The organism is Pseudomonas sp. IT-P4 (assembly GCF_949767755.1).
GTDB classification, from domain to species: Bacteria; Pseudomonadota; Gammaproteobacteria; order Pseudomonadales; family Pseudomonadaceae; genus Aquipseudomonas; species Aquipseudomonas monachiensis.
In genome coordinates this window covers 98502-112710 of record NZ_CATKPX010000017.1, presented here as the reverse complement: position 1 = coordinate 112710, position 14209 = coordinate 98502, and the positions used below count along the sequence as shown (strand labels likewise).

Annotated in this window: 13 protein-coding genes; 6 read left to right on the top strand and 7 right to left on the bottom strand. The window is 61.4% G+C overall.

Annotated elements, in window-relative coordinates; translation table 11 throughout:
* Positions 1 to 104: 104 nt before the first annotated feature.
* The gene (locus tag ACM6IT_RS03685; RefSeq protein ID WP_414917534.1) at positions 105 to 443 is read right to left on the bottom strand and encodes a hypothetical protein; all 339 of its coding nucleotides are present in this window, start codon (positions 441 to 443) and stop codon (positions 105 to 107) included.
* 67 nt (positions 444 to 510) lie between these two features.
* A complete protein-coding gene (locus ACM6IT_RS03680) occupies positions 511 to 1173 on the bottom strand; it encodes a hypothetical protein (protein ID WP_056723737.1) in 663 nt (220 codons plus the stop codon).
* Between the two features lie 231 nt (positions 1174 to 1404).
* On the opposite strand from ACM6IT_RS03680, the gene ACM6IT_RS03675 reads away from it, so the two are divergent.
* The gene (locus ACM6IT_RS03675; RefSeq protein WP_414917533.1) at positions 1405 to 1710 is read left to right on the top strand and encodes an NIPSNAP family protein; all 306 of its coding nucleotides are present in this window, start codon (positions 1405 to 1407) and stop codon (positions 1708 to 1710) included.
* A gap of 13 nt (positions 1711 to 1723) precedes the next feature.
* Here the strand turns inward: ACM6IT_RS03675 and ACM6IT_RS03670 are convergent, their stop codons facing one another.
* The 5 genes from ACM6IT_RS03670 to speB form a co-directional block, all read right to left on the bottom strand.
* The gene (locus ACM6IT_RS03670) at positions 1724 to 2182 is read right to left on the bottom strand and encodes a GNAT family N-acetyltransferase (RefSeq protein ID WP_414912914.1); all 459 of its coding nucleotides are present in this window, start codon (positions 2180 to 2182) and stop codon (positions 1724 to 1726) included.
* A 177-nt stretch (positions 2183 to 2359) separates the two neighbouring features.
* Positions 2360 to 4048, bottom strand: a complete 1689-nt coding sequence (gene betA / locus ACM6IT_RS03665; RefSeq protein ID WP_056723862.1) for a choline dehydrogenase — start codon at positions 4046 to 4048, stop codon at positions 2360 to 2362.
* Positions 4049 to 4065: 17 nt separating this feature from the next.
* Positions 4066 to 5640, bottom strand: a complete 1575-nt coding sequence (locus ACM6IT_RS03660) for a purine-cytosine permease family protein (protein ID WP_223541429.1) — start codon at positions 5638 to 5640, stop codon at positions 4066 to 4068.
* A 185-nt stretch (positions 5641 to 5825) separates the two neighbouring features.
* Positions 5826 to 7337, bottom strand: a complete 1512-nt coding sequence (locus ACM6IT_RS03655) for an aldehyde dehydrogenase family protein (protein ID WP_414917532.1) — start codon at positions 7335 to 7337, stop codon at positions 5826 to 5828.
* Between the two features lie 53 nt (positions 7338 to 7390).
* The gene (speB, locus tag ACM6IT_RS03650) at positions 7391 to 8392 is read right to left on the bottom strand and encodes an agmatinase (RefSeq protein WP_095151590.1); all 1002 of its coding nucleotides are present in this window, start codon (positions 8390 to 8392) and stop codon (positions 7391 to 7393) included.
* Between the two features lie 151 nt (positions 8393 to 8543).
* Here speB and ACM6IT_RS03645 point away from each other — a divergent pair, with 151 nt between their 5' ends.
* From ACM6IT_RS03645 to lipA, 5 genes are all read left to right on the top strand, one after another.
* Complete coding sequence (locus ACM6IT_RS03645; RefSeq protein WP_414917531.1) at positions 8544 to 9458, top strand: LysR family transcriptional regulator; 915 nt, start codon at positions 8544 to 8546, stop codon at positions 9456 to 9458.
* Positions 9459 to 9526: 68 nt separating this feature from the next.
* The gene (locus ACM6IT_RS03640; protein ID WP_056723748.1) at positions 9527 to 11035 is read left to right on the top strand and encodes a sigma-54-dependent transcriptional regulator; all 1509 of its coding nucleotides are present in this window, start codon (positions 9527 to 9529) and stop codon (positions 11033 to 11035) included.
* Positions 11036 to 11451: 416 nt separating this feature from the next.
* Positions 11452 to 11835, top strand: coding sequence for a glycine cleavage system protein GcvH (gene gcvH / locus ACM6IT_RS03635; RefSeq protein ID WP_150725972.1), 384 nt, complete (start codon positions 11452 to 11454; stop codon positions 11833 to 11835).
* Between the two features lie 42 nt (positions 11836 to 11877).
* On the top strand, positions 11878 to 13134 hold the full coding sequence (gene glyA, locus ACM6IT_RS03630; RefSeq protein ID WP_414917530.1) for a serine hydroxymethyltransferase: 1257 nt from the start codon (positions 11878 to 11880) through the stop codon (positions 13132 to 13134).
* Positions 13135 to 13209: 75 nt separating this feature from the next.
* On the top strand, positions 13210 to 14199 hold the full coding sequence (gene lipA, locus ACM6IT_RS03625; RefSeq protein WP_414912918.1) for a lipoyl synthase: 990 nt from the start codon (positions 13210 to 13212) through the stop codon (positions 14197 to 14199).
* Positions 14200 to 14209 lie beyond the last annotated feature (10 nt).

Sequence of the window (14209 nt, the reverse complement as noted above, 5' to 3'; positions counted from 1 at the left end):
TGTCATCGAATCGTCATGAACCGGACGCCATACTCAGGTCATCCAATGCGTGCTTTATCTTTCTGCTGCCAGTCCCGGCAGCTTTTTTTTGCCTGAAATTCTGCTTACAGACACTCCTGCGCCGCACGCTCGAACGTCGATGGCACGAACGCCGAGGCCAGCAGCTTGCGCTCGTACAGGAAGACCTTGCCGCCGTTCGAGGCTTTATAGGTTTCCAGCACGTTGTCCGCCGCCACTTTGCTCGGGATGACGATGCGGTAGCTGCGCTGGGTTTGCGACACCGTTGGGTTGAGCGCATCGTGCTGCAACTTCGGCACCACGCAATGGGTGTACTCCTCGGGCGACTTGCTGGTCTGCAGAGTCATGGTCGGGTTGTTCGGCGTGGCACAACCGGCCAGCAGCAGCGAGGCGAATACCAGGCTCGGGGCAAAAACAGTGCGCATGTATCAGGTCCTGAATAGAAATCCACGGTGGATCGGCTTGCCCGCCGCTCAATGGGCGTCGGGCTGATTAATTGGTTGTTGCGGTTAATCCGGCAGTCACCAGCGCCTTCAACGACGCATCGAACTGTTTCAGCGCGGTCAGTTGCAGGTCGCGTTGCTGTTCGATTTGCGCGGCGATTTCGGGTGCTGTCTTGTCATGCACCCACACCGACGGCAGTTGTTTTTCCACCGTGCCTTCGGCCTTGCCGATGTACTGCAGGTTGGCGTCGTAGAACCGCGCGGCGAAACGCGCCTCGACCCGGTCGTTACGCTGGGTCAGCAACTGGTTATGGGTATCGAGCATCACCACCACATCGGGATGGGCTTGCACCAGGGCATCAAGGTTGTCGTAGACAGTCACCGACACAAAGGTGTGGTGCAGCGAACTCATCAGCCAGTCAATGGCCAGGTCCGGATCGGAGCTGTTGACGAACGCCTGGCGAATCCGCGCATCCAGTGCGTTTTTCGCACCGTTGACGGCCACCGAGTGGTATTGCTCAAGGTATTGCAGGTTTTCCACGGTGTTTTCGCTGTAGAGCACCCCGACCGTTTGCCCGTATTGCAAGCCGCCCTGGCCAGCGGTGATGGGCGGCAGATGGCAGGTGCGTGCGTCTTCGGCAAAGGCCGATGCGGTGGATACGACACTGCCCAGCAACAGAGCAATCACAGCCAGTCGGGTCAAGATTTTCATCGCGCAGGTTCCTTGAGCAGCGTGTTCAATGCCGGCAATTTTCCGCCTTTGCGCAAAAAACAGAACTTGCGATTCTTGATGGTGACTATTGACTGAACCAATAGTGCGGCGACGCCGCCGCCTACTCTCTGGCGCAAAATTACCGGTCAATGTCGAACAAGCGGCTGTGCCGGGCGCCCAGGGTTGATTACAGTGGCGACTGCCCTCAAAACCTGATCAAGGAACGAAACAATGGTGACCTGCTACCTCAAATACGTGCTCGATCCCTACCAGCTCGAAGCGTTCGAGCACTACGGCAAGCTGTGGATTCCCCTGGTGGAAAAGTTCGGCGGCCAGCACCACGGCTACTTCTTGCCGTCGGAGGGCGCCAACAACATCGCCCTGGCGTTGTTCACCTTCCCCAGCCTGGCGACGTACGAGCATTACCGGCAGCAGTCGATGAACGATCCAGAGTGCATCGCGGCGTTCAAGTATGCCGAAGAGAAGAAATTCATCCTCAGCTACGAACGTTCGTTCATGCGGCCGGTGTTTGGCTGACTGGATCGCTGACTCAGTCTTTTTTCAGATCCAGGCAATAGGTGTAGTAACCGGGGTCGCGCACCCAGCCCAGGGATTCATACAGGTGCTGGGCGGTGAGGTTGTCGGTGGCGGTTTCCAGGGTCATGCCTTTGCCGCCGGCCAGCTTCGCAAAATCCCGGGCGGTGTTCATCAGCAAGGTACCGGCACCTTTGCCCCGGGCGGCGGGCGTGGTGAACAGATCACCGAGCAGCCAGGTACGATGGGCGTCGATCGAGGAAAAGGTCGGGAACAGCTGGACGAAGCCGAGGTTTTCACCGTCGCTGTCCTGGGCCAGAAATATCACCGATTCATCCCGGGCAAGGCGCTCGACGATGAAGGCGCGTGATTGCGCAAGGTTTGACGGCTGCTTGTAGAACATCCGGTAGGCGTCAAACAAAGGGGCGATCTGATCGATGTGCGAGGCGTCGGCGCGCAGGGCCTGAATAGCCATGAGGGTGCTCCATTGCGGTCTCAAGGAATTACAGACTAGCAATGGAGGTGAAGCCGAGAGGGACTTTTTTCAAAGTAAGTTTCAAAGCAAGATCAAAAGATCGCAGCCTGCGGCAGCTCCTACATTGGAATGAGTTTCCCGTAGGAGCTGCCGCAGGCTGCGATCTTTGCTTTTGGATCAGACCCGCACGTTACGCCCCGGCAACGAAGTACGCTGGCTGCTTTCCCATCCTTCAACCAGCCCCACCGGCACATCCGCTGACGGCAGCATCTGCGCGCCACGCACCAGATCCGACGCCCGCTCGGCGAGCATGATGGTCGGCGCATTGAGGTTGCCGTTCGGCTCGGTCGGGAACACCGACGAATCGATCACTCGCAGACCGGCGATGCCGCGCACGCGCAATTCGGAATCGACCACCGCCATGTCGTCCTCGCCCATGCGGCACGAACCGCACGGGTGGTAGGTGCTTTCCAGGTTGTCGCGCACGAAGGCGTCGAGGTCTTCATCGCTGGTCACCTGGGCACCCGGGGCAATTTCGCCGTCGCGGAAGCGGTCCATGGCTTTCTGGCCGATGATCTCGCGGGTCAGGCGAATGCAGCGACGGAAGCCCTCACGGTCCTCTTCCCGCTCCAGATAGTTGAAGCGGATTTCCGGATGCTCGTACGGATCGGCTGAGCGAACCCGCACATAACCACGACTTTTCGGCTTGTTCGGCCCGGTCAGCACCATGAAGCCATGGCCCTTGATCGGTTTGTTGCCGTCGTAGCGCATCGCCGCCGGCAGGAAGTGGAACTGGATGTCCGGCCAGCGCAGGCCCTTCTCGGAGCGGATGAAGCCACCGGCCTCGAAGTGGTTGGTGGCGCCCAGGCCGTCCTTGAACAGCAGCCAGCGCAGACCGATCATCAGCTTGCTCAGCGGGTCCATCTTGTTGTTGAGGGTCACCGGTTCCTTGCAGCCGAACTGTATGTACACCTCGGCGTGATCCTGCAGGTTCTCCCCTACTCCCGGCAGGTCATGGCGTACGCCGATCCCGGCCTTGCGCAGGACGTCCGCCGGGCCGATGCCCGAGCGTTGCAGCAGGTGCGGCGAGCCGATTGGCCCCGACGAGATCAGCACTTCGCGGTTGCAATACACCTGGTGGGTCTGGCCACCGTGGTCATACATGACCCCCACCGCCCGCTTGCCTTCAAGAATGATCTGGCGGGTCATCGCATGGGTAATCACCGTCAGGTTCGGACGACCCATGGCCGGGCGCAGATAGGCGTTGGCCGTGGAGCAGCGCACACCGTTCTTCACGGTCATGTGCATCGCGCCGAAACCTTCCTGCATGTAGCCGTTGCAGTCTTCGGTCTTGATGTAGCCCGCTTCCGCGCCGGCTTCGACCCAGGCACCGTACAGCGGGTTTTTCATGTGGTTGCCGTTGGTGGTGTGCAGCGGCCCGGTCTGCCCGCGATAGCTGTCGCCACCCGACTCGTAGCTCTCGGCGCGCTTGAAGTACGGCAGGCAGTTGCGATAGCCCCAACCTTCGGCACCCAGGGATTCCCACTCGTCAAAGTCCAGCGCATGGCCACGAATGTACACCAGGCCGTTGATCGACGAGGAGCCGCCCAGCACCTTGCCCCGTGGGCAGTGAATGCGTCGGCCGTTAAGGTGGGTCTCCGGCTCGGTTTCGTAGCGCCAGTTGTACTTCTTGGTGTTCATCGGGATCGAGAATGCGCTCGGCATCTGAATCACTACGCTCTTGTCACTGCCGCCGAATTCCAGGACCAGCACCGAGGTGGCCGGGTCTTCGCTCAGGCGGTTGGCCAACACACAACCCGCCGAGCCTGCGCCAATGATGATGTAGTCGTATTTTTGCGTAGCCATTTTTTGCGTGGTCATGACTATCTCCCGACCGTCGATTCAGTGAATACCGGCAGCGGCTGCTGTTTGTGGGTCAGCGTGTCGCCAGTGGTGTATTGCGGGGAGTTTTTTTCGATCTGCTGAATCACCGCCTCTTCGCGTTTCAGATCGATCGAGCGGCTCAGCCAGTAGTACGCCACGCCCGACACGATCAGCCCGACCAGCCAGGCGATGTCGATGCTGCCCAGTGCCTTGGCGAGCGGGCCGACATACACCTCGCGCTGTTCAACGCCGTCGAAGATGTAGAAGAACGGGATCATCGAGATAAAGCCGATGGCATAGGCGGCGATACCGCGCAGTCCCCAGCTGCCGTAGATGTTGCCGTGGGGCATGAAGAAGTGCGGGATGGCGTAGCGGCCTTTGCGCACGAAGAAGTAGTCGGTGAGGTTGACCGAGGTCCAGGGCACCAGGAAGTACAGCATCACCACCAGGTAGATCCCCAGCACCGACAAGCCTTTGCCGGAACTCTGGATGCTCAGGGCCACGCCCAGTTGCAGCAGGATCACGAAGCCGATGGCCAGGATGCGTGCCTTGCGGGTGGGTTCGATGTGCTTGATCGAGTCGACACAGGTCAACGTGGTCAGCTTGGCGCTGTAGATGTTCATCGCGATCACCGGCAGGAACGCCAGGATGGTGACCACCACCACCGCCGTGCCCACCAGTGGCGACACGGTGTTGCCGACTTGCCCGAGGGCCACCAGCACGTCAGTGGTGTGCAGGTGATCGGCCAGCCAGCCACCGACGGAAATCATCCATGCACCGGACAGAGAAGCTCCGAGGAACACCACGGCGATCAGCTTGCCGCTGGAGGTGTTTTTCGGCAGGTAGCGCGAGTAGTCCGACACATAAGGCGCATAGGCGATGTTGTAGCTCGCGGCCGCCGCAAACTGCGCGATGAAACCGGTCCAGTTGAAACCCAGCGGCTCACGGGCCACTTCGCCCTCCGCGAGTGCCGGCAGCACCGCATCCGGCACCCAGCCCATCACCACCGCCATGGTCACCAGGCCATACAGCGGCAACGACAGGTACAGCGCCCATTTGAAGCTGCGGTGCATCCAGTCATGGCCGAGAATCGCCAGCACCGCCGCCGGTATGGTCACCGCCACCGCGATCACTGCGGGGCTGAACCCGAACAGCGTGTGCAGCCCCTGCATCATCAACACCAGGTTGACGATGTTGAAGCCGGCGAACACGAACAGCGTCGCCAGCAACACCAGGATCACCCCGCGATAACCGAACTGCGCGCGGGACTGGATCATCTGCGGCAGGCCAAGGTGCGGGCCCTGGGAGCCGTGAAAGGCCATGAACAATGTGCCGAACATGATGCCCAGCGTGCCGGCCAGCGTGGTCCAGAGCGCGGTCAGGCCGACGCTTGGGCCAACGAAGCCGATGGTCATGGTGAAGAAGGTGAAGTTGCCGAGGAACCAGAACGGGCCCTGACTGGCCAGCTTGTCGGTGCGCTCGTTCTCGGGGATGAAGTCAATCGAATGCCCCTCGACGACGGATTTTTCGTCGAGGCTCGACACGCTCGGGGCGGACTTGGCGTTAGTGTTCATGATGGACTCTTATTGTTGGAAGATCATGACGAGATAACCGCGTTCTTTCGGGTGAACGACTCCCCTGTGGCCCTGAAAATGGGACTGCTGCGCAGTCCAGCGGGAGCAAGCTCCCTCGCCACAGGTTCAGTGTTGCCCGTGCCTACCTGGCGTTGTTGCAGATGCCTTTTGATTGTGGGGGCGCGTCAGCCCGGCAGCGTGATCCACACCGCCTTGGTTTCGAGCAGGTAATCGAGCTGCTCGGCGCCCAGGTCCTTGCCGAATCCGGACTGTTTGTAGCCACCGAACGGCATCGACGGATCGAGGGTGCCGTGGGCGTTGACGTAGACCGAGCCTGCCTTCAAGCGTGGGATCAGGCTGTGCACCTTGCCCAGGTCGTTGGAATACAGTGCTGCCGCCAGGCCGTAAGGCGAATCGTTGGCCAGGGCCAGTGCGTCTTCCTCGTCATCGAACGGCGCGGTGACCAGCACCGGGCCGAAGATTTCTTCCTGGACGATGCGCATGTCATTGCGGCAGTTGGCGAAGATGGTCGGCTCGACGAAGAAGCCAGGGCCATCGATCGGTTGGCCGCCGTAGACCAGTTCGGCGCCTTCGGCCTTGCCGGTTTCGATGTACTCGGTCACGCGCTGCTTTTGCAGGGCCGAAACCAGTGGGCCGATGAAGCAGTCCGGATCCAGGCCCGGGGCCATTTTCAAGGTGCGCGTGTAGGCGATCAGCTCACGCAGGAATTCGTCGTAGACACTGCTATGAATATAGGCCCGTGTACCGGCGTCGCATACCTGCCCGGAGTTGAAAAACACCCCGTTGGCGACCGCTTGGGCGGCGGCCGGGATGTCGGCGTCGGCGCAGACGATGACCGGTGATTTTCCACCGAGTTCGAGGGTCAGGCGCTTCATGTCATCCAGCGCTGCACGACCGACAGTCTGGCCGACCGGGGTCGAGCCGGTGAAGGTCAGTTTGTCGATGCCGGGGTGGGTGGCCATGGCCGCACCGACCACGCTGCCGCGTCCGGTGACGATGTTGATCACGCCGTCGGGGATGCCCGCCTCCTGCACCAGTTCAGCAAAACGCAGGGCCGACAACGAAGTCAGTTCGGCGGGCTTGACCACCACGGTGCATCCGGTCGCCAGCGCTGCGCCGAGCTTCCAGGCCATGGTTTGCAGCGGGAAGTTCCATGGCACGATGGCACCGACTACGCCGACCGCTTCCTTGCGGGTATAGGCCAGGTAATTGCCAGGCAGCGAGGGTTCGACGGTACGGCCGTGCAGCTTGGTGGCCCAGCCGGCGAAGTAACGCAAGGTATCAACGGTGCCCTGGATGTCCACGTCCTTGGCGAAGGCTACCGATTTGCCCATGTCGATGGATTCGATTTGCGCCAGCTCCGCGGCGTTCTGTTCGATCAGGTCAGCCAGGCGCTGCATCATGCGCTCGCGTTCGGCCGGTTTGGCCTGACGCCAGGCGCCGCCGTCGAACTGCGCGCGGGCGGCTTGCACGGCGCGGTCCAGGTCATCGGTGGTGCCCATGGGAATGCGGGTGATCAGACCTTCGGTCGAAGGTTCGATCACATCGGAAGTCTGGCCGTCGCTGGCTTCGACCCAGGCGCCGCCGATGAACATCTTCTGGACCTTGCCGAGGAAGGTCTGGGTGGCTTCGCTGACGCCGTATTTTTGCAGGTAACTTTTGACGATCGTGTCCATTTTTATTCTCTCTGCCCGGCAGTCAGGGCCTGCCGGGTCACTGGTTTCGATGATCAGGCTGATGCGGTTTCGCTCTCGGCGGCCGCTCGCACCTTGCCACGCTCGTGGAAGATGAAACCGATGCTGTTGAGCAGCAGTTGCGCGGCCAGGATCGAGGTCATGCCGGTCGGGTCGTAGACCGGTGCAACTTCCACCAGGTCCATGCCGACGATGTTGCCTTTGCTGCGCTTGGCCAGGGCCTGGATGATTTCCAGCACTTCGTAGTAGAGGAAGCCGCCGTGGCTCGGGGTGCCGGTACCGGGGGCGATGGATGGGTCAAAACCGTCGATGTCGATAGTGATGTAGTAGTTGATGTTCTGCGGGATCAGCGCCAGCACACCCTCGACGCCAAGGCGACGCACATCACGCACCGAGAGGATTTTCGAGCCGGCTTCATGGGCTGCTTCGTAGTCGTCGCGGTTGGACGACGACACGTTGCGGATACCCATCTGGGTCATGCCGACAATGTGGTTCATTTCCGAGGCGCGGCGCAGCGGGTTGCCATGGCCGTAGCGAACACCGTGGCGTTCGTCGACGAAGTCCAGGTGCGCATCGAAGTGGATGATGTGGATCGGGCCGCGGCCTTCGAAGGCCTTGATCACTGGCGCGTGCACCGAGTGGTCGCCGCCGAGCACCACCGGCATCACGCCAGCATCGAGGATCTTGCGCACGGCGTATTCGGTGTTCTTGTTGCTGGTGACCATGTCGGTGTGAACGATGTCGGCATCACCGACGTCGACCATGCGCACGTCCGATGCGGTGAGGTACATCACATCATCTTCGTGGTCGTAGGCGCCGGCGTGGCCGAAGGAAAACAGCGTCGATGCTTCGCGAATCCCGCGTGGTCCGAAGCGTGCGCCGGAGCGCCACTGGGTGCCCATGTCGTTGGGCACGCCGAGCACCGCGACGTCGGCATCCAGTGCATCCCAATCGGTGCACACCGGGGATTTGCCAAAGGTGCAATGACCCACGAATGGCAGGTTCAGGCGACCGGATTCATAACCGTTGTTCGACATTTCTAGCCTCTCCACTTCTTGTTATCGGCTTGGCGGACTGCAAGGCGACCGCCGTTGGAAAGACTATGGGCGCAGGTTTTCGTGGAAAAAATGCTAAACATCAGATACTCATATCGGTATTCCCGATGCATCCCCATGCCGGAGGCCCAAGATGATCCAGCTGCACGATATCGACCTGAAACTGCTCAGGGTGTTTGCCACGATTGTCCGCTGCGGCGGCTTCTCGGCAGCGCAGGCGGCGCTCAATGCCGGGCAGTCGACCATCAGCGAACAAATGACCCATCTGGAAACCCGCCTCGGGGTCAAACTCTGCCAGCGTGGGCGCAGCGGCTTCCGCCTGACCGAACAAGGGGTGGCGATCCATGAAGCCACCCAGCGCCTGTTGTCGGCGGTGGAGAACTTCTGCATGGACGCCGACGTGCTCAAGCAGCACATCAGCGGCAAGCTCAACCTGGGGATCATCGACACCACGATCACCGACCCGGATTCGCCGATTCCGCGCACCACCCAGCGCTTCGTTTCACGGGGTCATGACGTACACCTGAACGTGTACGTCGGCACCCCGGCGGAACTCGAAGAACGGGTGCTCGACGGCCGCCTGCACCTGGCCATCGGGCACTTCCCGATCCATGTGCCGGGCCTGCTGCAATCACCGCTGTACCAGGAAGCCCTGGGTTTGTATTGCGGCCGGCGCCACCCTTTGTACGGCAGCCACGCCGAAGGTGAGGAGCTGCTCGAAGAAGTCGCTGCGGGGCGCATCGTCGTGCGCGGCTACATGCAGCAATACGACCTCGAACACCTGGGCGTCAGCAAGGCGGCCGCCACCGTGGACAACATCGAAGCCACGGCGATCCTGATCATTTCCGGCGCCTACCTGGGCTTCCTGCCTGAGCACTTCGCCGCCCAATGGGTCAAGAGCGGCGAGATGCACCAGTTGGCCCCGGGGAGTTTGCGTTTGAAGTCGCCGTTCGACGTGATCACCCGTCGCGGCACGGCACCGCCACCGATCCTGCAAGCGTTCCTCGAGGACCTGGCCGCCAGCGCCCGTAAAACCGGCCAGCCGTGATGTGACGCTCGCCAAATTCAAATTTTGCCGGGCATACTGATTCGGTTCGTCAACCTTGCAGGCCCGTCATGCGCATCCACGTCACCTTCATCGACCGCGTCGGCATCACCCAGGAAGTGCTGGCCCTGCTCGGTGGTCGCAGTTTCAACCTCGACGCCGTGGAGATGGTGCCGCCGAACGTCTACATCGACGCCCCGACCCTCGGCGCCGAAGTGCTCGAAGAACTGCGCGAGGCGCTTTTCGACGTGCGCGGCGTGCAAGCGGTGACCATGGTCGACATCCTTCCGGGGCAACGCCGGCGCCTGCAACTGGACGCGTTGCTGGCCGCCAGTTCCGACCCGGTGCTGGCGGTGGATGATCGCGGCCATGTGCTGCTGGCCAACCCGGCGCTGATCGCCCTCTGCGGCCGCGAACCGGCCGGTGAATCCCTGACCGCGCTGTTCGACGATGCCGATTTGCAACGCACCTTGATCGCTCAGCATTTCCGCCTGCCGATGCACGAGGTCAGCCTCGGCGGCCAGACGCTGCTGCTCGACGCGATGCCGATCACCGACGCCGGTGCCCTGCTCACCCTGTATCAACCCAATCGCATCGGTGAACGCCTGTCGGCACTGCACCATGATCATGCCGAAGGCTTCGATGCGCTGCTCGGCGAATCGCCGCCGATCCGTGCACTCAAGGCCCGCGCCCAACGAGTGGCGGCCCTCGATGCACCGCTGCTGATCCAGGGCGAAACCGGCACCGGCAAGGAACTGGTGGCCCGTGCCTGCCATGCCATCAGCCCACGGCACGATGCGCCGTTTCTGGCCCTGAACTGCGCGGCACTGCCAGAGAGCCTCGCCGAAAGCGAGCTGTTCGGCTATGCCCCCGGCGCCTTCACCGGCGCGCAACGGGGCGGCAAGCTCGGCCTGCTGGAACTGGCAGACCAGGGCACGGTGTTCCTCGATGAAGTGGGGGAAATGTCGCCCTATCTGCAAGCCAAGTTGCTGCGTTTCCTGAGCGATGGTTGCTTCCGCCGGGTCGGTGGCGACAAAGAGGTCCGGGTCAATGTGCGGGTGCTCAGTGCGACCCACCGCGACCTGGAAAAAATGGTCGCCGAAGGGCGTTTTCGCGAAGACCTGTTCTACCGCCTCAACGTGCTCAACCTGCAAGTGCCGCCGCTGCGCGAACGCGGTCACGACATCCTGCTGATGGCCAATCACTTCATGCAGCAGGCCTGCGCGCAGATCCAGCGACCGGCGTGCCGTTTGGCGCCGAGCACCTTCAGCGCCCTGCTCGGCAACCGCTGGCCGGGCAACGTGCGGCAACTGCAAAACGTGATCTTTCGCGCGGCGGCGATTTGCGAAAACCCGCTGGTGGACATCGACGACCTGGACATCGCCCGCACGGCGGTAGAGCGGCAAAACGACGGCGAAGTCGGCAGCCTGGAAGAAGCGGTTGGCGACTTTGAGAAGAACCTGCTGGAACAGCTGTATCGCAGCTATCCGTCCAGCCGGTTGCTTGCGGCGCGGTTGCAGACGTCCCATAGCGCGATTGCGATTCGCTTGCGCAAATACGGGATTCCCGCCAAGCCCTGAGTGATCTGTCGGAACACATTGTCACCGACAACACATTCCCCTGTGGGAGCGAGCTTGCTCGCGATGAGGGAGTGTCAGTCGATATCAATGTGACTGTCATACCGCTATCGTCGGAACGCCGCCCGGAGCAAGCTCGCTCCCACAGGGGACCAGTGTTGTTGCTGAATTCCTCGTCTGCAAATCGATACAGCGTAGCGAAATCAAGACAATCTCTTCCACGCCAGCAATCACGGCGCTTGCCTCCAAGGGCATACTTGCTTGTATTGAATTCAATACGGGTGAGATATCACAAACACTACACAAACAACTCAAACCATTGATTTAAAACAACTAATCAACCTTGGCACCACCCTTGCTATCACTCCTGCAACCCGCTCGTCGCCCCGCCACGAGCCTTAAAACAATAAGGAGTTGATATGAGCCAATTGCGTTTTACCGTCGATCACGAATGGTTGCGCCTTGAGAGCAATGGCCTGGTCACCGTCGGCATCACGGCGTTTGCCCAGCAGGCGCTAGGGGATGTGGTGTTCGTTCAGGTGCCTGAACTGGGCGCCTTTGATGCAGGCGCTGAAGTGTCGGTGCTGGAATCGGTGAAAGCGGCCAGCAGTATCGGCATGCCGCTGGACGGCGAAGTGGTCGAGATTAACGCGACGCTGGAGAGCACCCCGGAACTGGTCAACGAAGATCCATTGGGCGAAGGCTGGTTCTTTCGCTTCAAACCGGTCGATGCCCTGGCGCTGAGCGATCTGCTGGATCAAGACGCCTATGAACGACTGACCGCAGAACACGCCGACGCTTGAAGCCATCCCGGGCATTTCCCGAATCCGCAAAAGGACCACACCATGTTCAGCAAACACGACCAGATCAAAGGCTATGACGACGAACTGCTGGCGGCGATGAACGCCGAGGATGCGCGGCAGGAACACCATATCGAACTGATCGCCTCGGAAAACTACACCAGCCAGCGGGTGATGGAGGCACAAGGCAGCGGCCTGACCAACAAGTACGCCGAAGGGTATCCGGGCAAGCGTTACTACGGCGGCTGCGAGCACGTCGATGTGGTCGAGCAACTGGCCATCGACCGCGCCAAACAACTGTTCGGCGCCGACTATGCCAACGTCCAGCCGCACTCCGGCAGCCAGGCCAACGCCGCAGTTTATCTGGCGTTGCTGCAAGCTGGCGACACCGTGCTGGGCATGAGCCTGGCCCACGGCGGTCACCTGACCCACGGCGCCAAGGTGAGTTTTTCCGGCAAGCTGTACAACGCCGTGCAGTACGGCATCGACACGACCACGGGCCTGATCGATTACGACGAAGTCGAGCGCCTGGCGGTCGAGCACAAGCCGAAGATGATCATCGCCGGGTTCTCGGCCTATTCGAAGACCCTGGACTTCCCGCGTTTCCGCCAGATCGCCGATAAGGTCGGTGCGTACTTCTTCGTCGACATGGCCCACGTCGCCGGGCTGGTGGCAACCGGTCTGTACCCCAATCCCCTGCCCTACGCCGACGTGGTCACCACGACCACCCACAAGACCCTGCGCGGCCCCCGTGGCGGCCTGATTCTGGCCAAGGCCAATGCGGAGCTTGAGAGAAAATTCAACGCCGCGGTATTCCCCGGCGGTCAGGGCGGCCCGCTGATGCACGTGATCGCCGCCAAGGCCGTGTGCTTCAAGGAAGCGCTGGAGCCCGGCTTCAAGACCTATCAGGCGCAAGTGATCCGCAACGCCCAGGCGATGGCGCAGGTGTTTATCGAGCGCGGTTATGACGTGGTGTCCGGCGGTACCGACAACCATCTGTTCCTGGTCAGCCTGATCCGCCAGGGCCTGACCGGCAAGGACGCCGACGCCGCCCTCGGTCGCGCCGGCATCACCGTGAACAAGAACGCCGTGCCCAACGATCCGCAATCGCCGTTCGTGACCTCGGGCTTGCGCATCGGCACGCCGGCAATCACCAGCCGTGGCTTCAAGGAAGCGCAGAGCATTGCGTTGGCCGGCTGGATCTGCGACATCCTCGATCACCTTGGCGATGACGATATCGAGGCCAATGTCGCCCGGCAGGCGGCCGCCCTGTGTGCAGACTTCCCGGTCTACCGCGACTGAGCACACAACACAAAAACCCTTGTGGGAGCGGGCTTGCTCCCACAGGTTCTGCGGCTGTTGCACAAGGAAATAACGATGAATGCCATTGTTGAATCGACCGGCAAGAGCCCGGCCAAAGTAGAAATCGGCACTAAGCTGCGCGGCGCGGAAAAGGTCGCGCGGATTCCGGTGAAGATCATTCCCACGGATGAGTTCCCGCGCAAACCCGACTGGATTCGCGTGCGCATGCCGATCTCTCCCGAGGTCGACCGGATCAAGCAACTGCTGCGCAAGCACAAGCTGCACAGCGTCTGCGAAGAAGCCTCATGCCCGAACCTCGGTGAATGTTTCTCCGGTGGCACCGCGACCTTCATGATCATGGGCGACATCTGCACCCGCCGCTGCCCGTTCTGCGATGTCGGCCATGGCCGGCCCAAGCCGCTGGACGCCAACGAGCCGATGAACCTGGCCGTGGCCATCGCCGAGCTGCGCCTGAAGTACGTGGTGATCACCTCGGTGGACCGCGACGATTTGCGCGACGGTGGTGCCCGACACTTTGTCGATTGCCTGCGGGAAATCCGCAAGCTGTCCCCCGGCATTCAACTGGAAACCCTGGTGCCGGATTATCGCGGACGCATGGACGTGGCCCTGGCGATTACCGCCAATGAGCCCCCGGATGTATTCAACCACAACCTGGAAACCGTACCGCGCCTGTACAAGGCCGCGCGGCCGGGTTCGGACTTCGAGTGGTCGCTGGACCTGCTGCAGAAATTCAAGCAAGCGGTGCCCCATGTCCCGACCAAATCCGGCCTGATGCTGGGTCTGGGCGAGACCGACGAAGAAGTCATCGAGGTCATGCAGCGCATGCGCGAGCACGAGATCGACATGCTGACCCTCGGCCAATACCTGCAACCCTCGCGCAGTCACTTGCCGGTGCAGCGCTTCGTGCACCCGGACGCCTTTGCCTGGTTCGCCGAGGAAGGCACGCGCATGGGCTTCAAGAACGTGGCGTCCGGGCCGCTGGTGCGTTCGTCCTATCACGCCGATCAACAACTTCATGGAGGTACGGACGGTTTCAAGCCATGATGCAATGACT